The following is a 22,934-nucleotide window of genomic DNA, read 5'->3' as shown; positions in this document are numbered from 1 at the left end:
CAGACGACAACGCAAGGGATGAGGGTGGATGTCCGCTTCTTTGGTCCTGAGGCCATGGTTGGTGTTGGGATGGGCTGAACCCGATGGCGCACCACCGCCAGCGCCGTGCCGGCGGCCAGGAAGAAAACCTGGCATATGCCAAGAGTATATTTTCCGCGAAGTTTCTGTCAGAAAATCACGATGCTCACAAACGCCGACACGAGTCCGGAGATCGGTTCGTCGATCATCGGAAAGCAGGGAAACACCTCACTTTTTTAATGGCTAAGACGCCAGCGCGGCGATTGCCCGTTGTTTCAAAATATCCCCATGTTCCACATTCAGCCGATCTGGGCACTGGGTGTGGAGTGTGAGATCGCAAGCTCTTCGTCATCCATGTTTTCTTCGATGCTTTCGAACATCGGTGTGGACAGGTAGCGTTCTCCGGTGTCTGGCAACATGCACAGGATCACGGCGCCATCGGGGGCTGTTTTCGCGACCGCCAGTGAGATGGCAAAAGTCGCCCCACCCGAAATGCCGGTGAATATTCCTTCTTTTCTGGCCAACTCCTGTGCATGTTTGATTCCGTCGGCACCAGTGACCGGGATCAACTCGTCGTAGTATTCGCCGTCAATTGCCTCTTGCAGCACCGCCGGAATGAAATCCGGTGTCCAGCCCTGGATCGGATGCGGCTCGAAGGCCGGATGGCTGAGGGCGGGCGCGCCATTGGCGCCGCGTTCCTGCGCGTGACCACTGCCCAAAAGCTGCGCATTGGCAGGTTCGGTCAGGATGATCTTGGTGTCTGGCCGCTCCTTGCGCAGGACACGGGCGGTTCCGGTCACCGTGCCGCCGGTGCCATAGCCGCTCACAAAATAGTCCAGCCGGGACCCATCAAAATCCGCGATGATCTCCCGTGCGGTCGTGTTTTCGTGAATGTCGGCGTTGGCTTGCGTTTCAAACTGCGAGGCCAGAAACCAATCGTGCGTCTGTGCCAGTTCGACTGCTTTGCGGTACATGCCAAGGCCCTTTTCCGCACGCGGGGTCAGAACCACCTTGGCACCGAACATCCGCATCAGGCGCCGCCGCTCGACCGAAAAGCTGTCTGCCATCGTCACAACAAGCGGATATCCCTTCTGGGCACAGACCATCGCAAGACCGATCCCGGTGTTCCCGCTGGTCGCCTCGACCACTGTCTGACCGGGTTTCAGGGCGCCGGACCGTTCCGCCGCCTCTATGATGTTCACCGCCAGCCGGTCCTTGACGGACCCCGCCGGATTGAATGCTTCGGCCTTGACGTAAATCGTGGCGCCATGACTCGGAATGTTGTTGATGCGGATCACCGGGGTATCGCCGATCGTCTCGAGAACACTGTCGTAAAGACGTCCCCGGCCTTTGGTGATCCTGATTGCTGCGTCGGCTGGCATGGATTGTCCTCTCACTGTGTGCGCCCGGGCGTGGTTTGCATTCCGGCCGCAGACTTCGGTATTGCGGCCGGGGAGCATTGCTTTGCTTCGCCGAGGCGATCCCTGAAACCGACACTATGCAGTATGCATCCGCTGCATCGCTGGCCCGCCTGGCGCTCTGCCGGGCAATAATTTCAGATATCGTGCCTCGTGTCACTATTCTTGTCAGGGTGCGGTCTTGGCCTCGGTGGGTAGCATGACATGCGCCAGCGGCGTTTCACCCCACATGACATAGGGACCTCCGGCAAACGGATCGCGCGGGAGATCCGCGAGCATGTCCATGTTCGGAAAAACGATCATCGTGTGGGGGCCTTCCTGGACCCAGACGCCACCGTCGTTGGGGTCCGTGGCCATCGGATTTTCGTTGTTCACCATGGCGTCGCCCATCAGCATGTAGGACACGCCAACGACGTCGGTCGAAAAGGCAGAGCCTGACCCGGCAGCTGCCATCCATTTCATCCAGACCGCATCATTGCACATCGGATGCTGGTCGCCGGGGATCAGACCTATGCCTGGCAAGCACACCCAACCATTCGATCCTTCGCGCAGGATCGTGCCATCCACATCCATGATCGTGGCGGCCTCACTGATATCCGACGGGGCTGCGCTCATCGCCCGTGCGATCTTGTCCTCGGCCGTTTCCGCGGCGGCGATCGTGGTGGTGCCGACAAGGGACAAGGCAGCAATGGCATGGATGCAACGACCTGCACCAAGCTTCGAAGGTATCGACATTTTGAATTCTCCTGTGATGTGTGAGATAATAAATTATATTTGCCAGATCGTGACGGAGAGTGCTTGAGGATAACTTGAGATTTTCCTGTTGAATCGCGCGCGGGTGAGCGGGGAGAACACATGCGCTACGACTTCGAGCCCTTCACGCTGGACATGGATCGGGGCTTGCTGCTCAAGTCCGGAGAAGACGTGGCGATCGAACCGCGCGCGTTCGACTTGCTCTCGCTCCTGGTGGTGAACCAGGACCGCATGGTCGACAAGGACGAGATCGTCGAAAAGGTCTGGGGCGGGCGGATTGTGTCCGAAGCGGCCATTTCCACGGTGATCAAGACGACGCGCAAGGCCCTCGGCGATGATGGGATTACTCAAAAGTATATCCGAACTCTGCGCGGGCGCGGGGTGCGGTTTGTCGGGACCGCGCATCCGACTGTGCCCGCGCAAGCCAGGACTGCCGACGCCCTTGTGCCGTCGGCTGATCCTGTGGCCGACACCGGCAGACCATCGATTGCCATCCTGCCGTTCAGGATGGTCGGATACTCCGAAGCCTACAGCGCCATCGCCGATGCCATTCCGGCCGAATTGATTTCCTGCCTCTCCCGCCTGCGCTGGCTGACGGTGATTTCACGCGGATCCACCTTCCGCTTTCGGCACGACGATCCGGACTTGTCCGCCATCCACGCAACACTTGGCGCGAAGTACTGCCTTACCGGACTTGTCGAGATTTACGGCGCTGTGATCGCGGTTTTGGTGGAACTGTCGGATACGCGCACTCAGGCAGTGATTTGGAGCGAACGGTTCTCAGGGACGGTCAGTGACGTGAATGAGACCAGAAACGATATTGTGACACATTTGATATCGGCGCTGGAACTGCACGTACCACTGAACGAGGCCAAGCGTGCCCGCCTGTGTCCGCCCGAAAACCTGGATGCCTGGGGCATCTATCACCTTGGTTTGCAGCACATGTACCGCTTCAACAAGACCGACAACCAGATTGCTGCAGGTCATTTTGAACGCGCGACGCAGCTTGAGCCCGGCTTTGCTCGGGCCTATGCGGCGCGATCCTTCACCAGTTTTCAGACAGCCTTTCTGCAGTACAGCACCGACACGAACGAAGACGCGAACAACGCCCGCCGGTTTGCCGAGAAATGTGTCGAGATCGATCCGGTAGACCCTTTTGGTAATTTCACGTTAGGTCGGGCACACTGGCTCAGGGGCGACCCGGAGGCGGGGATGCCTTGGATCGACCGATGCGTCGAGCTTAGCCCGAATTTCGCACAGGGTTTCTATGCGCATGGCTGGGCTGACGTCATGGCGGGACGAGGGGCCGAGGCGCTGGCACAACTGGAACAAGCCATTGCCCTTAGTCCACTCGACCCGCTTTTGTATGCGATGCAAAGCGCTCGCGGATTGGCCTATCTGCAACTCGAAGACTACGACAATGCATTGCTTTGGGCAGAAAAAGGCGCCCGCGCGCCGGGCGCTCACTTTCTCATCCGGGCCATAGCTGCGATGATCTGCAAGATCAAAGGCGATGATGAGAAGGCACGATATTGGGCCAGGGCCATGCAGGAGCGAAGGCCTGATGCCTCGGTGGCAATGTTTTTCAAGGCCTTTCCCTTTGAGGATGCGGAGATGCGCGCTCTGATGACCTCGGCACTGGTTTCAGCCGGGTTGAAAAACGACTGAAACATCGTGCGGAACTTTGCCTGACCATTTTTGACGCGCTGCAAGCTGGAACCTATGTTTCGGATTGGACATATTTTTGTGAAGTCCTTTTACCCGAGATTTTTGTAGTCCTCAGAATTTGGTTTGATGGCGAAGTTTGGAAATCTCGAAGCTTAGCTGCCGTTTGCTGGATAATCGCCAAAAGTCGGCTTCGTCCTGTGGTTTCAACGGGTCGCTGCAACACAGGCTTCAAATTTCTCTGCTTGTGTCTGGTATTGCCGGGTCTTTCTGGGGCGCTCATTGAACCACAAAACCGGGCAACTTGCTTGTGGTCGTCTTGTTTCTTTTTTGCTAAAAAGTTGGGGGGAAAGATCCGTGCCTCCAAAAAGGTTTTGCGTGGGCGCGAACAGGCAACCGGACTGGTTCGCGCAAGATCGCCTCACGAGCGCGGTCAGTGATTGGAGAACCCATGAATGAAGATCCATACAAGGTGCTAGGCGTAAAAAGGACGGCCACGCAGGACGAGATCAAAAAGGCTTACCGCAAACTCGCAAAGGCGCTTCACCCTGACCTACACCCCGACGATGCCCGCAAAGAGGCCGAATTCAAAGCCGTTGCGGCAGCCAATGATCTGTTAAGTGATCCGGAAAAACGCAAACGCTTCGACGCCGGGGAAATTGACGCAAGCGGTCAAGAGCGCGCTGAAAGACAATATTACCGTGACTACGCCGGTCAGGATGCCGGGCGGCGGTATGACCCCAACTCGGGCATGGGCGGTTTCGAAGATGCGTCTGATATTTTCTCAGATCTTTTTGGCCGTCGCCAGCGCGGCAGCGCTGGAGGTTATCGGCAAGAGTTTAATGCGCGCGGCCACGATGTACGCTACCACCTCGACATTGATTTTATCGAGGCCGCTCTTGGCGCAAGGCGCAGCGTCACAATGCCTGATGGGAACGGGATTGAGATCTCAATTCCTCCCGGGTTAAAGGATGGCCAGACCCTTCGCCTGCGCGGTAAGGGGGCTCCGGGTATTGGGCAGGGACCGGCAGGCGATGCGTTCGTGACCGTCAACGTCCGCCCCCATCAGGTCTTTGTGCGCGACGGTAATGACATCGAGGTCGAGGTGCCAATCACCTTTGACGAAGCGGTCCTTGGTGCAAAGATCGAGGTGCCAACGATCTCTGGGGCGGTGTCCATGACGATCCCGAAAGGTGCCTCCTCTGGTCGCCGACTGCGCCTTAAGGGGAAAGGGGTCAAAACGGGTAATGGTACAGCCGGAGATCAGTTTGTTCGCCTTAAGATAGTGTTGCCGGACAAAATCGATGATCAGATGGAAGATCTTGCGTCTCGTTGGCGGGATCATGCCGGTTTCGATCCCCGAGAAGAATTGCGGAGAAAAACATGAATTTCGATGAACATATGGTTGTTGCACGCGTCAAGCGCGTGACGCTGCGAGATTTAAGGTTCTGGGTGCGCGAAGGTTGGGTGCGTCCCGCTCATGGTGAAGCAGGGCCGGTTTTCGACAATGTAGACATCGCCCGCGTCCGACTTCTGTGCGATTTAAAAAAGGACATGTCGCTCTCGACCGATGTGCTTCCGGTTGTTCTTACCCTTATCGATCGTCTGCATCAGACACGTCGAGAGTTGCGGGCCCTGAAGGAGGCACTTTCGGAGCAGCCTGATGATGTGCGCCGAACCGTCGTTGAGAAATACCACGGTCTTCATGGCAGTTCGGAAGAAACAGCTGGTGACCACTAGGGATTGTCAGACCTTGATCTCATACTCGGACCGAAACAAAGTGAGTGAGAAGACAAATGTACGCTAATCTTGAAACTAGACGTCGCGTTCTCCTGTTGACCTATCAACGCTATCTTGATGCAGACAGATCTTGGAGCCTAGCGCAGCGCGAAGTGAGAACATGGTTTCCAAAGGCCAGCCAACGCGGTCTGACTGCGATTGGAAATCCTGGCTCAATTGTGAGGCGGCTCTATGATAAACGTGAACGGGCGAGGCTCCAACTGGACATTGCATATTTGAAACTTGAAGCGGCTAGGCAACGCTTGGCTGACAGGCAAAGAAAGGCGAATGGATCGAGAGTTTTGTATATCACGCATGTTAGCGCGTCTTAACAAATCCAGACATCGATCCAATTGCAGCGATGGCCCATTTCGTCCTTCTCCATTCTCGTTCCGTCACCATGTAGAAAGAGTGCGGTTTGGAGTTGTGTCTGATGGCCATGTTGAATGACCGCATTGCTGATGCGATCGGCATCTAAACAAAAATCCCGCTGCAAGTGCGAGGAGAGGCTGCGTGAGCAAAAGCTGCGCCAGCACAAGTCCGCGGTACTGTCGTTAGCGCGGATCGCGGCTACCGGGTGCAATTCAGAGGGAATGGGGAGGCGGAAGTAAAAAATTCCGTGTCTTGAAGTGCTTAGATAAGCTGCGTGACGCATGCGGTTGCCTCACCAGTTTGTCGCACCGGGAAGTCTCGCGTTCTAAATCACTGTTAAGAAAGTAAATGGTGGGCGACCCTGGAATCGAACCAGGCGTGCGTCTCCGCGAGGGAGTTACAGTCCCCTGCCACACCTTGCGGCCTGTCGCCCACTTGTCCGGCGAAAAACGCGCCTGACGTGGAGGGCTGATTACAAGCGCCGCGCCGACCCGTCAACCGGAAAATGCCTTGCAAGCGGCTGCGGGGCGTCGCATTGTCGCCGCCCTGAGGAAAGAGGCACCAGACCAATGAAAAAACCCCGCTGGGTGATCGATAAAGAACAGTCCAAACGTGCGGCTGCGGCAGAGACTGTGTGGCTTTTCGGGCTGCATGCGGTGCGTGACGCGCTGGAGAATCCGGCGCGCGAAAAGCTTCAGCTGATCGTGACGCGCAACGCCGCCGACAAGCTGGCGCAAGCGATTGCCGCCTCTGGCGTCGAACCAGAGATCGTCGATCCGCGCAAATTCACCGCGCCGCTTGATCCGCAATCGGTGCATCAGGGGGCCGCGCTTGAGGTCAAGCCGCTGGCCTGGGGCAGCCTGCAGGAGGTCTGTCTTGGCGACGGGCTGAGCGCGCCGCGCGTGGTGCTTCTGGACCGGGTGACCGATCCGCATAACGTGGGCGCGATCCTGCGCTCGGCCGAGGTCTTTGGCGCGCGCGCCGTGATTGCCCCGCGCCATCACGCCGCGCCTGAAACCGGCGCTCTGGCCAAGACCGCCAGCGGCGCGCTTGAGCGCCAGCCCTATCTGCGGGTGCGCAACCTGGCCGATGCCATCACCGAGCTTCAGGGCATGGGGTACATCGTTCTGGGGCTGGCGGGCGAGGCTGAGACCACCATCGAGGCCGCCGTCGAGGGGCGGCGTGACCGCCCCGTCGCGCTTGTGCTTGGGGCCGAGGGGCCGGGGCTTCGCCAGAAGACCCGCGAAAGCGTTGACGCGCTTGTGCGGATCGATTTTGCCAGCGATTTCGGCTCGCTCAATGTCTCGAACGCGGCGGCGGTGGCGCTCTACGCTACGCGCCCCTGAGGCATCGCGGCGGCATCCTCGAAGGCATAGATAAATCGGCCCTTGATCATCCAGCTAAAGCCAAAGCTGATCAACCCGATGCTCTCGCCGACGAATGTCAGGCGCAGGCTGTCCCAAAAGGCGGCGATGGATTCGGCCATTGCCGCGGGCAGGACAAGCCCCAAAAGAGCGCCCTTGATTGCCAGCACGGCCACCACCCCGAAGATCACCCGGCCAAGGGCGCGATACCAGATATTGCGCCGGTCCTTGCGATTGCCGGGCGCACGCGCGGCGGGTGAATTCTCGCGGGTGAAGACGAAATACGAGAAATAGCCAAGGATGGAGAACATCACCCCGGCGGCGCCAAAATGCAGCGCCTTGAGCAGGGTCGGCACATTCTCGGGGCCACCAAAAATCGGGAAACTGGCCCAGAAATCATAGGAAATCGTGCCACTTACCGTGCCGCCAGGCGGGTGGAACCCCTCGGACCCCTGTGCCTGCGTCAAAAAGACCCGCGCCACCTCGGCGCCGTCATAGGCACAGCCCGAGCCGGTGGTGGGCGAAAACGCCACCATAATGCCGGCAAGCCCTGCGAGCTTTAGAAGCACGATATCAATCTTGCCATAGCCGAGACAACCGAGCCGGTTGGTGGTGCGAAAGCCGTAAAAGAACATCAGCAGCAAGCCGATGAAGCTTAGCGCGCCGACAAGGATGTCACCGCCCAGCCGACTGTAATAATAATGGCTGATCGAAGCGTTGAAACAGGTGTTGGTCAAGAGCGTGACCAGCGCCAGCGACACCGGCAACAGCAGCGCCACATAGCCCACGCCAAGGTTCAACTTGCGCAGATCCACGTCAAACGGCAAATCCTGAGGGCCGGGTTGCAAGCTTGGCGGTTGCGGCGGAAGGGGGCTGTCTGGCAGATCGGTCATTGGCTGAAATCCTTGTGCTTTGAATGGCACAATCATAGCACGCCGCGCGGGCAGGCGCGAAAGTTTTGGCCCGCAGGGGTTGGAAATCCTCCACATCTGCCCGATATCAGGGCCATGACACCAAAAATCGCCACATGCAGTTATTGCAGCACCCGCGCGGCGCTCGTCCTTGACCGGGGCCGACATGAATTGATCTGTGCCAGTTGCGGTGCGCCGCTGCACGAGATGAAGGCGCTGCACAAGCCGGTGACACGCTCTGGCGCGCCCACGGGGCGAGGGCGGCCGATGCCCCTGCCACGCCAGGATTGTGGCCCCCGGCCCAGCTCTGAGCACGCCGAGCGGCGCAGCCGGAAATCCCGCAAATCGCGCAAGACCTTCGGGCGGCGGGTGCTGGAAGAAATCTGGGATGTGGTAGAGGATATCTTTGACTGACTCAACGCGCGTTTTGGCCGCGAAAATTGTTAACGCCATGTTCACAGCTATATTACAAGGCCTTTTTATTGTGGGAATCGTACCTAGATACCTATCAGAGGCGTTGATCTGGAACCTCAGCGCCTCACATCACTGTCCCTCGTTCCGCGACTGGCGCCCAGGCTTTTGCTTGGGCGCTTTTTTCTGGCGCGTTTTCCGGCTTTTGCCCGGTGCAGTTTCATGGTTTTCTACGCGCCATGAGCGAGACATATAGTGATTCCCATCTGCGCGAGATCCTGACCCGCACGCGGCGCGTGGCGGTGGTGGGCGTGTCGATGAACCCGGTGCGCCCAAGCTATTACGTGGCGCGATACCTGACCCTCAAGAAATACCGGGTGGTGCCGGTCAATCCCGGCCATGCCGGTCAGATGCTGTTTGGTCAGAAAGTCGTGGCGACGCTTGGTGATATCGAGGGCGATGTGGACATGGTGGATATCTTTCGCCGCTCAGAGCATGTGCCGCCGATCGTGGATGAGGCGCTTGCGGCTTTTCCGGGGCTCAAGACGATCTGGATGCAGATCGGGGTGGAGCATGCCGAGGCGGCCAAGGTCGCACGGGCGCGCGGGGTGGATGTGATCATGGACCGCTGTCCCAAGATAGAATATCAGCGGCTGTTCGGCGAATTGCGCATGGGCGGTTTTAACACCGGGGTGATTTCGTCGAAGCTTTAAGAGGGGGCGCTGCCCCCATCCAAGAAAATTCGCCGAATTTTCCTGGACTCCCCCGGAGTATTTTTGCCAAGAAGAATGTGGGTTTGATCAGCTTGCCTTGAAATCGGCGGCAATGCGCAATTCGCGCAGCGGGCGGACGCGGGCGATGCAGGCCGCATAGATCGGATGGGCCTTGTAGGCGGCCATGGCCGCGTCGTCTTCAAATTCAGCGTAAACAACCAGATCGACGCGGTCCCCGGCGATGGGGTCGCTTTGCAGGTTGCGGCCCACCTCGAAGTGGTGCGCATGCGGGATTTCGGCAAGCATCATCAGGCCGTCGTGGATTTGGTCCACGTCATCGGGATTGGCGGCGCTGAAGAAAACGATATGGCGGATCATGATTATCCCTTGGGTCGAGAGGCTTTTTCGGTAAGGCCCGAGGTGCCCTGGCGGCGTGCAAGCTCGGCCATGACGTCCGCAAGGGCAATATCGCGCGATTGCAGCATCACCAGCAGGTGAAACAGCACATCGGCGGCCTCGGATGTCAGGCCCGCATTATCGCCCTTGACCGCCTCGATGATCGCCTCGACCGCCTCTTCGCCGAATTTCTCGGCGCATTTTTCCGGGCCCTTGGCCAGAAGGCGCGCGGTCCAGCTGGAGTCAGGATCGGCAGTGGCGCGAGCGGCGATGGTTTTGGCAAGTTCGTCGAGGGTCATGCGCCAATCCTGATCGGGATGCCTGCGGCGGCCATATGCGCCTTGGCCTCGGCAATGGTGAAGGTGCCGAAGTGAAAGATCGAGGCGGCCAGCACGGCAGATGCGCCGCCGATGGTCACCCCTTCGACAAGGTGATCGAGTGTGCCGACGCCGCCCGAGGCGATCACCGGGATATCCACCGCATCCGAGATCGCGCGTGTCAGCGGCAGGTTGAAGCCTTGCTTGGTACCGTCGCGATCCATCGAGGTGAGCAGGATTTCACCGGCGCCTTTGGAGGCCACCAGTCGCGCGAACTCGACGGCATCAATGCCGGTGGGTTTGCGCCCGCCGTGGGTGAAGATTTCCCATTTACCGGGCGCGACGGTCTTGGCGTCGATGGCGACGACGATGCATTGGCTGCCGAACTGATCGGCGGCGCGCGCGACCACGTCGGGATCGGCCACGGCGGCGGAATTGAAGCTTACCTTGTCGGCGCCTGCCAGCAGCAAGGCGCGCACATCCTGGGCGCTGCGTACGCCGCCACCGACGGTGAGGGGGATATAGCATTGCTCGGCGGTGCGGCGCACCACGTCAAACATCGTGCCGCGGTTTTCATGGGTGGCGTGAATGTCGAGAAAGCAAAGCTCGTCCGCGCCCGCCGCGTCATAGGCGCGGGCGGCATCGACCGGATCGCCGGCATCGACCAGATCGACAAAGTTCACGCCTTTGACCACGCGGCCATCGGCCACGTCGAGGCAGGGTATGATGCGGGTTTTGAGCATATTATCGCTGTTACAGTGTTTTCACGCTGATGTTTATGGCCAAATGTAGTTACATGCCAGAGGGTAAGACCGATAAGTTTTGAAATTGAAGGAGTTTACGATGAAGCGTTTTCTTGCGGCTGTTGCGGTCTGTGTTGCGGCTTTGCCGGCCTTTGCCAGCAATGACGATATCGTCAAGGTCCGCTCGTCGGGCGATGTGGCGACAACCATGGACCGGCTTGAGGCCGCCGTGACCGGGGCCGGGGCGACGGTCTTTGCCCGCGTCGATCATGCGGCAGGTGCTGCCAAGGTTGATATGGAATTGGCCCCGGCGCAGGTTCTGATCTTTGGCAACCCCAAGCTGGGCACGCCTGCCATTCAGGATAACGCGGTTGCGGGGCTGTTCCTGCCGCTCAAAGTTCTGGTCTATCAGGATGGCGCGGGCCAAACTTGGCTGGCCTATGAAGACCCCAAGGAGATGCTTGGCGATCTTGGCGGCATTTCCGAGGATGCGGGATATATCAAGACGATGACCGGCGCTTTGGGCAAGCTGACCGGCAAGGCCGCAGGCGAATAATGGCGAGGCCCCCGGCACCGGCCGGGGGGAACCGCTAGCGCAGGGCGGCAAGCGCCTCTTTCAGGTCAAGCGCGCCGTCATAAAGCGCGCGCCCCGAGATCGCCCCGTTAAGCGGCGCGCCACAAGTCTTGAGGGCGATCAGATCGTCCAGAGAGCTGACGCCGCCGCTTGCGATAACGGGGATCGAGACCGCATTGGCAAGCGCGGCGGTGGCCTCGACATTGGGGCCTTTCATCGCACCGTCACGGTTGATGTCGGTATAGATGATCGCGGCAACGCCCGCGTCTTCAAAGGATTTCGCCAGATCGGTGACCATCACATCGGTCTCGGTGGCCCAGCCCTTGGTGGCGACGCGGCCATTGCGCGCATCGATGCCAACCGCGACCTGGCCGGGAAAGGCACGCGCGGCCTCGCGCACAAGGCTTGGGTTTTCCACCGCCACCGTGCCAAGGATCACCCGGGCAAGCCCCTTGGAGAGCCAGCGTTCGATCGTCGCCATGTCGCGGATGCCTCCGCCAAGCTGGGCGGGTACGCGACAGCGCTCAAGGATCGCCTCGACCGGGGCGGCATTGACCGGCTCGCCGGCAAAGGCCCCGTTGAGATCGACAAGGTGAAGCCACTCGCAGCCGGCGTTCACGAACTCGAGCGCCTGTGCGGCGGGATCATCGTTGAACACGGTGGCCTGATCCATTTCGCCCTTCACAAGGCGCACGGCCTTGCCGTCTTTGAGGTCGATGGCGGGGTAAAGAATCATGTTTTTGGCTTTCTGTCGTAACGTCACGGCCTTTTGCACAGGCCAAACCCGAATTGCAATGTGGACAGGGGGCAGGGGTAAGGCAATTGTAAGGTTAGTCGGGAAAAGCCACCTTACGAGACAACCGGGAGGATTGAAAATATGGAAAAACTTGTACTCACCATAGCCGCGATCATGTTCAGCGCAGGCATGGCCGCCGCCGCTGATCCGCTTGAGGGCACATGGCGCACGACGGCCGATGATAATGGCAATTCGGGCCTGATCCAGGTCGCGCCCTGCGGTGCCACCCTCTGTGGCACGCTGGTGAAGTCCTATGATTCGTCCGGTAAAGAGATGGCGAGCAAGAACATCGGCCGCAACATCATCTCCGAAACCAAGAACACCGGCGGCGGCTCTTACAAGGGCAAGGTTTATTCGCCGGACCGCGACAAGACCTATAGTTCCAAGCTCAAACTCAGCGGTGATACGCTCAAGGTCAGTGGTTGTGTGTTCGGGATCTGCCGTGACGGCGGGACCTGGAAAAAGGTCAGGTAAGCCCCTGGGCGGATCGGTCTCTCATCCGCCCGTTTGACCGGACGCCGCTGTTGGTCCGAAGACCGACCAGCCGGTGAGCCGCGCAAAGCGTTCCATCGCTTCGGTGCCAAGCTTGGAATTGCCATAGTGGTTAAGGCCCGGCGACCAGACCGCGACCGAGGCAACCCCCGGCACGATGCTCAGGATGCCACCGCCCACGCCACTTTTGCCCGGAAGACCGACGCGATAGGCATAATCGCCCGACCCGTCGTAATGGCCGCAGGTCATCATGAGGGCGTTGATCCGGCGGATACGCTGTGGCGACACAAGGCGCGGCGCGTCTGATCCGCCGACAAGAAACAGCCCGGCATTGGCCAGCTGCGCCGCAGTCATCTCAACCGCGCATTGGTGAAAATAGGTGCCAAGCGTCAGGTCGGGCGTATTGGCAAGATTGCCATGCGACAACAGGTAATGCGCCAGGGCGAAATTGCGGTGTCCTGTGGCAATCTCGGATTGTGCCACGCGCTCGTTCATGTGGATATCGTCATCATTCGCCGCCGCCCGGACAAAGCGCAGCAGCGCCCCAAGCGCTTCGCTCGGGCTTGCGCCTTGCAGCACCGCGTCAGTGGTGACAATCGCGCCCGCGTTGATGAAAGGGTTGCGGGGGCGGCCCTTTTCAAGCTCCAGATGCAGCATGGAATAAAAGGCTTGCCCCGAGGGTTCGCGCCCCACACGGGCCCAGAGGCGATCCCCCATTTTGCCAAGCGCAAGCGCCAGCATGAACACCTTTGATACCGATTGAATCGAAAATGGCACCGCCGCATCGCCCGCCACAAGCGTCGGTTTGCCGGGGCGGGCAAGGGCGATGGCAAACTGGCGCGGGTCGATACAGGCCAGTTCAGGGATGTAATCGGCAACCTTGCCGGGGCTGTCGCTGGCGCGGGCGAGGTCCGTGATCTCGCTCAGGATCGCTTGCAGCCGGGCCGTCGTCAGGGTCATTTACGGCGTCCAGTTCAGGAAATTCGCAATCATCCGCAGGCCGGTATTCTGGCTTTTCTCGGGGTGAAACTGGGTGCCGACGATGTTGTCGCGCCCGACCACGGCGGTGATCGGCCCGCCATAGTCGACATGCGCCAAAAGATGCGCTGGATCGGCCACGCGGAAATGATAGGAATGTACGAAATAAGCGTGGTTGCCGGTCTCGATGCCATCAAATAACGGGTGCGGATGGTCGATCACCAGATCGTTCCAGCCCATATGCGGCACCTTCAGGGCCGCGTCATCGGGCGCGATATGCTCGACCGTGCCGCCGATCCAGTCAAAGCCGGGGGTCTCTTGATATTCAAGCCCGCGCGTCGCCATCATCTGCATGCCGATGCAGATGCCCATGAAAGGGCGGCCCTTGGCGATCACCGCCTCTTCGATCGCCTCAAACACGCCGCGATGGTCAAACAGCTCTTGACGACAGGCCGGAAACGCCCCGTCACCGGGCAAGACCACGCGCGACGCGCTTCGGATCACCTCGGGGTCAGAGGTGACAAGAACGCGGCCTGCGCCGGTCTCTGACGCCATCCTCTGAAACGCCTTTTCGGCGGAATGCAGGTTGCCGGATTCGTAATCGACGATGACCGTTGTCATGGCTCAGAGTGCGCCTTTGGTCGAGGGAATGGCGTTTGCGGTGCGCGGATCGGTTTCCACCGCCTCGCGCAACGCGCGCGCCACCGCCTTGAACGCGGCCTCGGCCATGTGGTGGCTGTTGATCCCGTGGAGCGCATCGACATGCAGGGTGATGCCGCCATGGGTGCTGAGCGCCTGAAAGAATTCGCGCACCAACTCGGTGTCGAAGGTGCCGATCTTGGCGGTCGGCAACTCCATGTTCCACACAAGGTAGGGCCGCCCCGACAGATCAAGCGCGGCGCGCACAAGCGCGTCATCCATCGGCAAGAGGCAGGCGCCATAGCGCCGAATGCCCTTCTTGTCGCCAATCGCGTGGCTCAGGGCCTGACCCAAGGCGATGCCCACATCCTCAACGGTGTGGTGATCGTCGATATGAAGATCGCCCTCACAGCGGATTTTCATGTCAATCAGCGAGTGGCGTGCCAGTTGATCCAGCATGTGATCGAAAAAGCCGACCCCGGTCTGATTGTCATAAGATCCGGTGCCATCAAGGGCGATGTTGACACTGATATTGGTCTCGGCAGTTTTACGGCTGATCTGGGCGCTGCGCATGGGGCCTCCGCTGGTTGCTGGGCGGTGTATAATCGCTGCGGGGTCGCGCGCCAAGGCCCAAGCGGCGGTGGCGGGCAAAGCGGGGGCGGGCGTTGCCCAAAAACCCCCGCAGGTCAGCGGGTTACTGACCGTATTTTGCCCACGCGCCTGTTGGGCAGCGCCCTAGTTGCGCCCTGCCATGACCCCGCCATCGACATTCCAGATCGCCCCGGTGACCCAAGCGGCGGCATCGGAGAGCAAAAAGTCGATCGTGGCGGCGATATCGCCGGGCGTTCCGATGCGCCCAATCGGGTGGAAGGCATCGAAAGTGTTATGCAGCGTCTTGCTGATGTCCTCGGGCGCGATGAAGGCACCGAAGATCGGGGTTTCAACGATGGCCGGGGCCACGGCGTTGACGCGAATGTCATGCTCGCCAAGTTCCATCGCCAGATGCTGTGTGAGTGCGTGCAGGCCCGCCTTGGCCATGGAATAGGCCGAAGAGGGTGTGGCCTTGATCGCCTGATGCGCCCACATCGAGCCGATATTGACGATGGCGCCGCCACCATGGGCCACCATGTTGCGCGCCACCGCCTGTGTCAGGCGAAAGGTGGCGCGGTTCAGCGCGTGGTAATGGTCGAAATCGGCCTCGTCGTGATCCAGAAAGGATTTGGGGCTAAAGGTGCCGGCCGCATTGACCAGCATCGAGATATGGCGCTCGCGCCCCGCGATGGCCGTAAGCGCCTTGGTCACGCTGTCGCCTTGGGTCAGGTCAATCCCCATGCTGTGAACGGCGCCTTTGGCCCCGAGGGATTTGACCGCGTTTTCAAGCTTGTCGCCGGGTCGCGCCAAAAGGGCGACCTCGACTCCGCGATTCAGCAGGCGTTCGGCGGTGGCATAGCCCATGCCGGACGAGCCGCCGACGATAAGCGCAAGAGGGGGTGTGGGTGTCATGGTAATCTCCGATTCTATCAACCTATCAGTAGGTAGATATATTGAATGGGCGCTGCGCCGCTATGAGTCAATCACTATCTACCATTAGGTAGGCAATTGAGGTTTGGGCCAGCCACCGAAGCCGACAGCAGAGCTTGATCGTGAAGCGACTTCCCTCTATCTATCGGTAGACACATGAGGGGCCGCCATGACCGCGCAAGACATGAAACACCGCATTCTTGAAACCGCCGACGCGATGATCCGAAACCGGGGTTATAATGGCGTCAGCTTTCGCGAGATCGCCGATGCGGTCGGCGTCAAAAGCGCCAGCGTGCATTACCATTTCCCCACCAAGGGGGCGCTTGGGGCCGCAGTGGCGCGGCGCTATACGGCGACGTTCATGGCGGCTCTTGGACCGGTGGAAGAGGCCCCGAAGAGCGCCACCGCAGCGCAGGACAGGCTGCACGCCTTGACGCGCGCCTCGCTGGTCGAGGAAAACCTCATGTGTCTGTGCGGAATGCTCGGCGCCGAGATTGCCGACCTGCCGCCAGAGGTGGTCGCCGAAACGCGCCGGTTCTTTGAGGAAACCATCGGCTGGCTGATCGGCGCCTTTGAACAGAGCGATTGGGCGGCAAGCGCCTCGGCGCGGCGCACGCTGGCGCTTGGCACGCTGGCCACATCCGAGGGCGCGCTTATCCTTGCGCGGACCCTGGGCGATGTTTCGGTGTTTGACAATATAGACTTGCCGCGACCGCAATAATCGCGGTCACATCGGCGGCTGACCCTTACTTGGGTCCGGTGCGTCCAATTTATGGAAAAATTGGAGCGGGCGAAGAGATTCGAACTCTCGACATCAACCTTGGCAAGGTTGCGCTCTACCCCTGAGCTACGCCCGCGTCCTTGGGTGAGGCGTGATTTATAAATTATGGCGCTGATCCGCAAGAGGAAAATCACGCGCCGGGTCGATTTTTTTCACAGAACCCGAAAGACGACCGCTGCGACCTAAGTAGGAACAGCTTTGCCGCAAGCACCCGCGCACCTTTACGCGTCGCATGCTAGGCTTGTTGCACGAGAGGGGCGCGCGAAACCCGGCGCCCGGCAACGGAGGAGGAAACACATGCCCGTCTATCTCATTGCACAGGTCAAGGTCACGGATGATGCCTGGGTGCCCGAATATGCCGCCAAGACGCACGAGATCGTGGCGCGTCACGGTGGCAAATACCTGTCACGCAGCGCCAATATCACCACCATTGAGGGCACCCCGCCCGACACGACCCTGATTGCCCTGGTGGAATTCCCAAGCCTTGATGCGGCCAAGGCCTTTGCCACTGATCCCGACTATACCCCGCTCGGCAAGGCCCGTCAGGCCGGAAGCGAGGGCCATTTCTGGGTGATCGACGATACCGACGCGGCGGGTGGCATCCCCTATCTTCCCAAGGGCTAGCCCCCGCGTCCCCGGCGTCGTTCAGGCACGCAAGGCGCCGGAAGACGGGAGAAGCGCTTGATTGAACGCGAGGGGGCGGTGGCGGTAAATAAGCGCCCTGACCCCTTGTGTTCGTGAACCCTTGTTGGCCCCGCAAGTTCGGTCGGATGATCGGGCGACAGTCTGTCTGTTGAAATAGAAGGCGGCGATGGAGCAGGTTTGTGCTAAGCTTCGCGCTTGAAGAGAGAGTTGGCATCACGCCGATGACGCTTACGAGGGGAGGGTGCGAATTGTCCAAAACACAAAAGGGAACGTGCTTTTGCGGGACCGTTGAAATCAAAGTGACGGGAGATCCCGAAGCTATGGGATACTGCCACTGCGGGTCCTGTCGCTCATGGTCTGCCGGGCCAGTTAATGCCTTCACGTTGTTCAAGAACGAGAACGTTGAGGTTACGCGCGGAAAGGATCATGTCGGCCACTACGCGAAGACTGAGAAGAGTGATCGCCAGTTCTGCACAAAGTGCGGCGGGCACCTCATGACATTCCATCCGCATTGGGGATTGATCGATGTTTATGCGGCCACGATCCCGAGTCAGACGTTCACGCCCGGCATTCACGTCAACTATGCCGAAACCGTCTTGCCCATGAAAGACGGTCTGCCGAAAATGAAGGACTTCCCATCTGAAATGGGCGGGAGTGGTGAAAGCGTTCCTGAATAGGGCTTCGCTCCTGAAGGGCAGCTTGCCGGTTTGCCGAGGCCCTGGCCGATCGTCTGGCCGGAGATGAACGGTGGGTTTGTGCCTGCCTGCGCGGCGGACCTGTGCCATTCACAGAAGCGCGGATTCGAACTTTCGCTAGCATGCAGGGGCGTCGGCCAAAAAACGCCGCGCGTGAGGTGTCTTATCTTCCGCGAGGTAGAGGCCCATATCCCCCGGCGTCTTGGGGAGAGTTTAAAACGCCGGGAGAGGGACGCGGACCCGGTTAGAGGTTGCCGCGTGAGAGTTCACCAGCGATGTGATCGGCCTGCCGGATGGCAAGCGCCACGATGGTCAGGGTCGGGTTTTCCGCCGCCCCTGTGGTGAATTGCGAGCCGTCCGAGATGAACAGGTTCTCGATATCGTGGGTCCGCCCGTTGCGGTTGACCACGCCGTCACGCGGGTTCTCGGACATCCGGTTGGTGCCAAGGTTATGCGTCGACGGGTAGGGCGGCGTCGGAAAGCTCCGGGTGGCACCGACGGCGTCATAGATCGCCATGCCCTGTTTATAGGCGTGATCGCGCATCGCCCGGTCGTTGGGGTGATCGGAGTAATGCACATTCGCCACCGGCATGCCGAACTGATCCTTGACGTCATGGTTCAGGGTCACGCGGTTGGTCTCCTGCGGCATGTCCTCGCCGACAATCCACATCCCGGCCATGTTCTCGTAAGAATCAAGCGCGGTTGTGAATTCACGCCCCCAACCGCCCGGATCAAGGAAGGCCGCCATGAACGGCAGGCCAAGCGACAGGGTTTCAAGCTCGTAGCCGCCGACAAAGCCGCGCGAGGTGTCATGGCGGGCCTCGTCCTGCATGATGCCGGCCATGGTGGTGCCGCGCCACATCTTCACCGGCTTATCGAACACACCGTAAACCGAGCCGGTCAAATGCCGCATATAGTTGCGCCCCACCTGACCCGAGCTGTTGGCAAGCCCGTCGGGATACATCGATGTGGCCGAGTTGAGCAACAGGCGCGGGCTCTCGAACGAGTTGCCGGCGACACAGACGGCGCGTGCCATCTGTTTGTGCTCGACGCCATTCTCGTCGACATAGATCACGGCGTTGACCTTGCCATCGGCGCCATGCTCGATCCGCTGCACATGCGCCTTGGCGCGCACCTCGAGATTGCCCGTCGCCTCGCCACGCGGGATGTCGGTATAGGCGGCGGACCATTTGGCGCCCCATTTACAGCCCTGAAAGCAAAAGCCGGTCTGCTGACAGGCCATGCGATCATCGTTTTCCTGGCTGTTGATCGCCATCCGCCCGGTGTGGACCTCTTCATAGCCAAGCGCCTTGGCGCCGGCCTCGAACACCTGGTAGTTGTTGCTGCCCGGCAGGCCGGGAATGCCATTGGTGCGCGTCACGCCAAGCTTTTTCTCGGCCAGATCATACCAGGGCGCCATTTCGGCCCCGTCAATCGGCCAGTCCAGCAGGCTTGCGCCCTGCACGGGGCCATAGGTGGTCGCGGCCTTCCACTCGTGGTCCTGAAAGCGCAGGCTCGCCCCGGCCCAATGGGTGGTGGTGCCGCCAACGGCCTTGACGATCCAGGCCGGCAGGCCGGAAAAGTCCTTGGCCACGCGCCAGTCGCCGGATGTGGTGCGCGCGTCAAGCCAGGCCAGTTGACCAAAGCTTTCCCACTCGTCGTTGACATAATCCTCGGGCAGGTAACGCCCGCCCGCTTCCAGTGCCACAACGCTTACGCCGCGTTGCGCCAGTTCGTTCGACAAGACGCCGCCGCCGGCGCCGGTGCCGATGACAACGATCACGCTGTCATCACTCAGATCAAAAGGTGCAGCCATAGGTAATCCTCCTCGGTTGGCTATGGCTCAGAGCCAGTTGATGTCGTCAAAACCACGGTCGATGTAACCGCCCTTGGAAAAGGACTCGCCCTCATAGCCAAACAGCGGCCAGACCGCCTTTTGGTTATAAAGCCCGGTCACCAGACCGCCGCGCACCTGTTGGAAAAAGGCGCTGTCCTCCATACCGCGCAGGATATCGACGCGGTCGCGTTCCCAGCCGATCGACAGGTAATCGGCAAAACCCTTGCCCATCGCCGCCGCATTCAGCCCGGCAATGCCAAGCTCGACCGCCGGGGCGGCCTCGGCGCTGTCATAGCCTTTGACGGCAACGGCGTAATATTCGTCGGCCACATGGTCATGCGGGTAGATATCGCGCGCCATCTGGATCAGCGTCGCCATGGTTTCAGGCCTAAGCGCGGTGGTCTCAAGCGCCCAGGCCGCATCGGTGCTGGCGACAAAGCCGGTGCCGACCACGAAAGTGGCCCCTGCGGCCGCGGTGCGCGACAACAGCTCGCGCCGCGTCATCCCTTTTCGGGTTTTCACGTCAGTCATTGGTTCTCCTCCCAATTGGTCAAAAAAACAGGCGCATGAAAGCGCCCGCAAATTATTTGAAACGTCCGCCCCGCTCGAGCACTTCGATTTCATAGCCATCCGGGTCGGCGATGAAAAAGAACTTGCCGACAAGCTTGCCGTCGGGCGCGAATTCCACGATTTTGCGGGGCTCTAAACCCTCTGCGATAAAGCGGGCGTGCTCTGCCTCAAGGTCCTCGACGAGAACCGCGAGGTGGCCATAGCCATCGCCAAGATCATAGGGCTCTGTGCGCCCCTTGTTGACGGTCAGCTCGACCTCGAACGCGCTTTCGGAATTGGACATGTAGACGAGGGTGAATTTCTCGAAATCAAGCCGGTCTGCCACGTTCAGGCCAAAGGCCTTGCGGTAAAACTCGACCGAGCGCGCCTCGTCGAGGACGCGGATCATGCTGTGAATGGCTTTGGCCATTTTCCCCTCCGGATCAAGTGTGTTGGTCCGGAAAGGTTACCAAAGCTCTGGGGGGGCAGGTAGTAAGCCGCTACTACATGCCCGATTGGGGTTATTCCGCGGCGATCTGGCGGCTGTCGGCGTCAAGCCCGCTTTCGCGGTGGATAAGACAGGTGCAGCGCAAGAGCGAGGTGAAGTTCTTCGGCTCACCGCGCAGTTCAAGCACCTCGGAGTGAAGCCTGGACACAAATGCTGGCGTCGATAGCCCCTCACTTGCGGCGATTTCATCCAGAATACCCCAGAAAGAATTTTCCAGACGGATGCTGGTACTTTGACCGTTCAGGCGCATCCGGCGGGTTTCAAGCGCATAGCGATCCGGGTCTTGCCCGGCAAAAATTCGGCACATAAGTGGTTCCTCCCTGATCCGCCGGGCCCATGACAGCGGGCGGCAAACCTCAGTCCGTTCCCCATCATTGCCGATTTTTTCGCGCGGGGGAAGCCCGTGGCGCAGAGGGGACTCAGGTCGCTCAAGCGCGCCTGCGTTTCTGGCGCAGCAAATTAAGCATTTCGACCCCGCCGCCGAACAGCATGGCGGCATAGATAAAGCCACGCTCGACATGAAACTGAAACCCGTCCGCCACAAGCGCCATGCCCACCATGAGCAGGAAGGCAAGCGCCAGCATCTTGGTCGAGGGGTGGGCCTCGACAAAGTTGGAAATCGGGGTGGCGGCGATCATCATCACCACGATGGCAACGCTCATCGCCGCGATCATCACCTCGATATGATCGGCAATCCCCACGGCGGTGATCACGGAATCAATCGAAAACACCAGATCAAGCAGCATGATCTGTACGATCACCGCGCTCAGGGTGACGCGCACGGCGGATTGGCCGACGTCGGTGGTGATCTCGCCTTCGACCTCGTCAAAGATTTCCGTGCTGGCCTTGTAGATCAGGAACAGCCCGCCCAGCACCAGGATCACATCGCGCCAGGACACGTCCCAGCCAAAGACCGTGACAAACGGCTCTGACAGCCCCACCAGCGTCGCGATGAAGAACAACAGCACGATGCGCAGCAAAAGGGCCCCGCTCAGACCGATCAGGCGCGCCCTTGCGCGGTGCTCCTCGGGCAGCCGCGCGGCGGCGATCGAGATGAAGATCACGTTGTCGATGCCAAGAACGATTTCCAGCACCGTCAACGTCAGGAACGCGGCCCAGACCGCAGGGTCGGACAAAAGCGTGATCATCTCTCATGGCCTTTTTCTAGCGTAAAGTTCGGGGGTCTGGTCCGGCAGGGTGAAATCCTCGGTATGCACGATCACCCCGTCGTCGTGCAGCAGCAAGATACCATAGGCGCCGGGCTCGTCAATGGACAGGCTCGAATCCTGAAAGCCAAGCGCCATCGGCATCTGGTGGCAGGGGCTTTTGAAGATGCTGACCGGGATGCCACCGGCGGCGCCCTGAATGGTGCGGTGGATATGGCCGCTGATGATCTGCACCACGCGACCATGCGCCACCAGACGCTCGATCAACTCGGCGCGGTTGTGAAGCCCGATCCAGTCCATCCCGGAAAACCCGGTGATCATCGGCGGATGATGGGTGAAGACCAGCACCCGGCGCTTGCCCGCGCTTGCAAGCGCGTGATCAAGCCAATCCAGACGATGCGCACAAAGATGCCCCGAATGGGTGTCATCGGCCTCCTCGTTGAGGGTGTCGAGCAGGATCAGGCGATAGTCGTCAATATCCTGATAGTGTTGAACAAACCCGGCATCGGTGACCGGCGTTTGCGTGAATTCCGCAAGGAATGGCGCGCGTCGGTCGTGGTTGCCAAGCATAAGGTCCACCGGCAAAGGACAGCCCGCAAGCGCTTGTTTCAGGCGGGCATATTCGGTCGGGGCGGCGTTATGCGCAAGATCGCCACAGAGCACGATGCGCGCGGCATCGGGGTGGTGTTCGAGCGCATGGGCAAGCCCCTGGGTAAAGCGCGCCAACGGATCAAGCCCGATAACCGTCTCGCCTTCGGGCAGGATATGGATGTCGGTGAAAACCAGAACTTTATGCATGTCGCGCGCGCCCCCGGATCAAAGCAAAGACGCGCGAACCATCCTCGGATTCGCGCGTCTTGAAAAGGCTCTACTTCAGGGCCCCCGCGATGTCG

28 protein-coding genes and 2 tRNA genes are annotated in these 22,934 nt (G+C 60.0%); 11 read left to right on the top strand and 19 right to left on the bottom strand.

The window, feature by feature from the left end; genetic code table 11:
• Nucleotides 1-317 precede the first annotated feature (317 nt).
• Entirely contained in the window at nt 318-1,400 is a 1,083-nt protein-coding gene (cysK, locus tag BUB78_RS03200; protein WP_073194983.1) for a cysteine synthase A, read from the bottom strand.
• Nucleotides 1,401-1,604: 204 nt separating this feature from the next.
• Complete coding sequence (locus BUB78_RS03195) at nt 1,605-2,171, bottom strand: hypothetical protein (RefSeq protein WP_073194982.1); 567 nt, start codon at nt 2,169-2,171, stop codon at nt 1,605-1,607.
• Nucleotides 2,172-2,291: 120 nt separating this feature from the next.
• Here BUB78_RS03195 and BUB78_RS03190 point away from each other — a divergent pair, with 120 nt between their 5' ends.
• From BUB78_RS03190 to BUB78_RS03180, 3 genes are all read left to right on the top strand, one after another.
• The gene (locus BUB78_RS03190) at nt 2,292-3,857 is read left to right on the top strand and encodes a winged helix-turn-helix domain-containing protein (RefSeq protein ID WP_073194980.1); all 1,566 of its coding nucleotides are present in this window, start codon (nt 2,292-2,294) and stop codon (nt 3,855-3,857) included.
• A 448-nt stretch (nt 3,858-4,305) separates the two neighbouring features.
• Nucleotides 4,306-5,241: a DnaJ C-terminal domain-containing protein gene (locus tag BUB78_RS03185; protein WP_073194979.1), complete on the top strand. Its 936-nt coding sequence runs from the start codon at nt 4,306-4,308 to the stop codon at nt 5,239-5,241.
• Nucleotides 5,238-5,594, top strand: a complete 357-nt coding sequence (locus BUB78_RS03180) for a chaperone modulator CbpM (RefSeq protein ID WP_073194977.1) — start codon at nt 5,238-5,240, stop codon at nt 5,592-5,594. Before BUB78_RS03185 ends, BUB78_RS03180 begins: the two co-directional genes overlap by 4 nt.
• Before the next feature lie 760 nt (nt 5,595-6,354).
• On the opposite strand, the gene BUB78_RS20605 is transcribed toward BUB78_RS03180, so the two are convergent.
• Nucleotides 6,355-6,438, bottom strand: a tRNA-Tyr gene (locus BUB78_RS20605).
• Nucleotides 6,439-6,574: 136 nt separating this feature from the next.
• Here BUB78_RS20605 and rlmB point away from each other — a divergent pair.
• Nucleotides 6,575-7,351, top strand: coding sequence for a 23S rRNA (guanosine(2251)-2'-O)-methyltransferase RlmB (gene rlmB / locus BUB78_RS03170; protein WP_073194972.1), 777 nt, complete (start codon nt 6,575-6,577; stop codon nt 7,349-7,351).
• On the opposite strand, the gene BUB78_RS03165 is transcribed toward rlmB, so the two are convergent.
• A complete protein-coding gene (locus tag BUB78_RS03165; RefSeq protein WP_073194970.1) occupies nt 7,333-8,262 on the bottom strand; it encodes a hypothetical protein in 930 nt (309 codons plus the stop codon). The two genes, rlmB and BUB78_RS03165, sit on opposite strands and share 19 nt — an antisense overlap.
• A 114-nt stretch (nt 8,263-8,376) precedes the next feature.
• On the opposite strand from BUB78_RS03165, the gene BUB78_RS03160 reads away from it, so the two are divergent.
• Nucleotides 8,377-8,694: a hypothetical protein gene (locus BUB78_RS03160; RefSeq protein ID WP_073194968.1), complete on the top strand. Its 318-nt coding sequence runs from the start codon at nt 8,377-8,379 to the stop codon at nt 8,692-8,694.
• Nucleotides 8,695-8,930: 236 nt separating this feature from the next.
• Nucleotides 8,931-9,404 carry a CoA-binding protein gene (locus BUB78_RS03155; RefSeq protein WP_073194966.1) on the top strand — a complete coding sequence of 158 codons (474 nt, stop codon included), beginning with the start codon at nt 8,931-8,933 and terminating at the stop codon, nt 9,402-9,404.
• Between the two features lie 87 nt (nt 9,405-9,491).
• On the opposite strand, the gene BUB78_RS03150 is transcribed toward BUB78_RS03155, so the two are convergent.
• The 3 genes from BUB78_RS03150 to hisF are packed head-to-tail and all read right to left on the bottom strand — an operon-like array spanning nt 9,492 to nt 10,860.
• Nucleotides 9,492-9,782: a Dabb family protein gene (locus BUB78_RS03150; protein ID WP_073194964.1), complete on the bottom strand. Its 291-nt coding sequence runs from the start codon at nt 9,780-9,782 to the stop codon at nt 9,492-9,494.
• Between the two features lie 2 nt (nt 9,783-9,784).
• Nucleotides 9,785-10,099: a phosphoribosyl-ATP diphosphatase gene (locus tag BUB78_RS03145; protein ID WP_073194962.1), complete on the bottom strand. Its 315-nt coding sequence runs from the start codon at nt 10,097-10,099 to the stop codon at nt 9,785-9,787.
• A complete protein-coding gene (hisF, locus tag BUB78_RS03140; RefSeq protein ID WP_073194960.1) occupies nt 10,096-10,860 on the bottom strand; it encodes an imidazole glycerol phosphate synthase subunit HisF in 765 nt (254 codons plus the stop codon). The genes BUB78_RS03145 and hisF overlap by 4 nt, the downstream gene beginning before the upstream one ends.
• Nucleotides 10,861-10,960: 100 nt before the next feature.
• Between hisF and BUB78_RS03135 the strand changes: the two genes are divergently transcribed.
• The gene (locus tag BUB78_RS03135; protein WP_073194957.1) at nt 10,961-11,416 is read left to right on the top strand and encodes a DUF302 domain-containing protein; all 456 of its coding nucleotides are present in this window, start codon (nt 10,961-10,963) and stop codon (nt 11,414-11,416) included.
• A 34-nt stretch (nt 11,417-11,450) separates the two neighbouring features.
• Here BUB78_RS03135 and hisA read toward each other — a convergent pair whose 3' ends face one another.
• Nucleotides 11,451-12,170 (bottom strand): 1-(5-phosphoribosyl)-5-[(5-phosphoribosylamino)methylideneamino]imidazole-4-carboxamide isomerase, encoded by a 720-nt coding sequence (gene hisA / locus BUB78_RS03130; RefSeq protein WP_073194955.1) that lies wholly within the window; start codon nt 12,168-12,170, stop codon nt 11,451-11,453.
• Nucleotides 12,171-12,311: 141 nt separating this feature from the next.
• Here hisA and BUB78_RS03125 point away from each other — a divergent pair, with 141 nt between their 5' ends.
• Nucleotides 12,312-12,704: a DUF2147 domain-containing protein gene (locus tag BUB78_RS03125; protein ID WP_073194952.1), complete on the top strand. Its 393-nt coding sequence runs from the start codon at nt 12,312-12,314 to the stop codon at nt 12,702-12,704.
• Nucleotides 12,705-12,725: 21 nt separating this feature from the next.
• On the opposite strand, the gene BUB78_RS03120 is transcribed toward BUB78_RS03125, so the two are convergent.
• The 4 genes from BUB78_RS03120 to BUB78_RS03105 all read right to left on the bottom strand — a co-directional run bounded on the left by BUB78_RS03120 (nt 12,726) and on the right by BUB78_RS03105 (nt 15,842).
• Nucleotides 12,726-13,682 (bottom strand): glutaminase, encoded by a 957-nt coding sequence (locus BUB78_RS03120; protein WP_073194950.1) that lies wholly within the window; start codon nt 13,680-13,682, stop codon nt 12,726-12,728.
• On the bottom strand, nt 13,683-14,321 hold the full coding sequence (hisH, locus tag BUB78_RS03115; RefSeq protein WP_073194947.1) for an imidazole glycerol phosphate synthase subunit HisH: 639 nt from the start codon (nt 14,319-14,321) through the stop codon (nt 13,683-13,685). It abuts the gene before it with no gap.
• 3 nt (nt 14,322-14,324) lie between these two features.
• Nucleotides 14,325-14,912, bottom strand: coding sequence for an imidazoleglycerol-phosphate dehydratase HisB (hisB, locus tag BUB78_RS03110; RefSeq protein ID WP_073194945.1), 588 nt, complete (start codon nt 14,910-14,912; stop codon nt 14,325-14,327).
• 162 nt (nt 14,913-15,074) lie between these two features.
• Complete coding sequence (locus BUB78_RS03105; protein WP_073194943.1) at nt 15,075-15,842, bottom strand: SDR family NAD(P)-dependent oxidoreductase; 768 nt, start codon at nt 15,840-15,842, stop codon at nt 15,075-15,077.
• A 187-nt stretch (nt 15,843-16,029) separates the two neighbouring features.
• Here BUB78_RS03105 and BUB78_RS03100 point away from each other — a divergent pair, with 187 nt between their 5' ends.
• Complete coding sequence (locus tag BUB78_RS03100; RefSeq protein ID WP_073194941.1) at nt 16,030-16,581, top strand: TetR/AcrR family transcriptional regulator; 552 nt, start codon at nt 16,030-16,032, stop codon at nt 16,579-16,581.
• Between the two features lie 61 nt (nt 16,582-16,642).
• On the opposite strand, the gene BUB78_RS03095 is transcribed toward BUB78_RS03100, so the two are convergent.
• Nucleotides 16,643-16,717 (bottom strand) — tRNA-Gly (locus BUB78_RS03095).
• A gap of 221 nt (nt 16,718-16,938) precedes the next feature.
• Between BUB78_RS03095 and BUB78_RS03090 the strand changes: the two genes are divergently transcribed.
• Together BUB78_RS03090 and BUB78_RS03085 are read left to right on the top strand one after the other, a co-directional pair.
• The gene (locus BUB78_RS03090) at nt 16,939-17,265 is read left to right on the top strand and encodes a DUF1330 domain-containing protein (RefSeq protein WP_073194939.1); all 327 of its coding nucleotides are present in this window, start codon (nt 16,939-16,941) and stop codon (nt 17,263-17,265) included.
• A 242-nt stretch (nt 17,266-17,507) separates the two neighbouring features.
• Nucleotides 17,508-17,963 carry a GFA family protein gene (locus tag BUB78_RS03085; RefSeq protein WP_073194937.1) on the top strand — a complete coding sequence of 152 codons (456 nt, stop codon included), beginning with the start codon at nt 17,508-17,510 and terminating at the stop codon, nt 17,961-17,963.
• A 262-nt stretch (nt 17,964-18,225) separates the two neighbouring features.
• Here BUB78_RS03085 and BUB78_RS03080 read toward each other — a convergent pair whose 3' ends face one another.
• The 6 genes from BUB78_RS03080 to BUB78_RS03055 all read right to left on the bottom strand — a co-directional run bounded on the left by BUB78_RS03080 (nt 18,226) and on the right by BUB78_RS03055 (nt 22,839).
• A complete protein-coding gene (locus tag BUB78_RS03080; protein ID WP_073194934.1) occupies nt 18,226-19,797 on the bottom strand; it encodes a GMC family oxidoreductase in 1,572 nt (523 codons plus the stop codon).
• Nucleotides 19,798-19,824: 27 nt separating this feature from the next.
• On the bottom strand, nt 19,825-20,349 hold the full coding sequence (locus tag BUB78_RS03075) for a Twin-arginine translocation pathway signal (RefSeq protein ID WP_073194931.1): 525 nt from the start codon (nt 20,347-20,349) through the stop codon (nt 19,825-19,827).
• 52 nt (nt 20,350-20,401) lie between these two features.
• The gene (locus BUB78_RS03070) at nt 20,402-20,797 is read right to left on the bottom strand and encodes a VOC family protein (RefSeq protein ID WP_073194929.1); all 396 of its coding nucleotides are present in this window, start codon (nt 20,795-20,797) and stop codon (nt 20,402-20,404) included.
• Between the two features lie 91 nt (nt 20,798-20,888).
• Nucleotides 20,889-21,182 carry a ribbon-helix-helix domain-containing protein gene (locus BUB78_RS03065; protein ID WP_073194927.1) on the bottom strand — a complete coding sequence of 98 codons (294 nt, stop codon included), beginning with the start codon at nt 21,180-21,182 and terminating at the stop codon, nt 20,889-20,891.
• A 121-nt stretch (nt 21,183-21,303) separates the two neighbouring features.
• A complete protein-coding gene (locus tag BUB78_RS03060) occupies nt 21,304-22,023 on the bottom strand; it encodes a TerC family protein (protein WP_073194925.1) in 720 nt (239 codons plus the stop codon).
• Nucleotides 22,024-22,026: 3 nt separating this feature from the next.
• Complete coding sequence (locus tag BUB78_RS03055; RefSeq protein ID WP_073194922.1) at nt 22,027-22,839, bottom strand: phosphodiesterase; 813 nt, start codon at nt 22,837-22,839, stop codon at nt 22,027-22,029.
• Nucleotides 22,840-22,934: the final 95 nt, after the last annotated feature.

Origin of the sequence: Roseovarius marisflavi (genome assembly GCF_900142625.1) — a bacterium.
Taxonomy (GTDB): Bacteria; Pseudomonadota; Alphaproteobacteria; order Rhodobacterales; family Rhodobacteraceae; genus Roseovarius; species Roseovarius marisflavi.
This window is presented reverse-complemented; position numbering and strand designations above follow the sequence as displayed.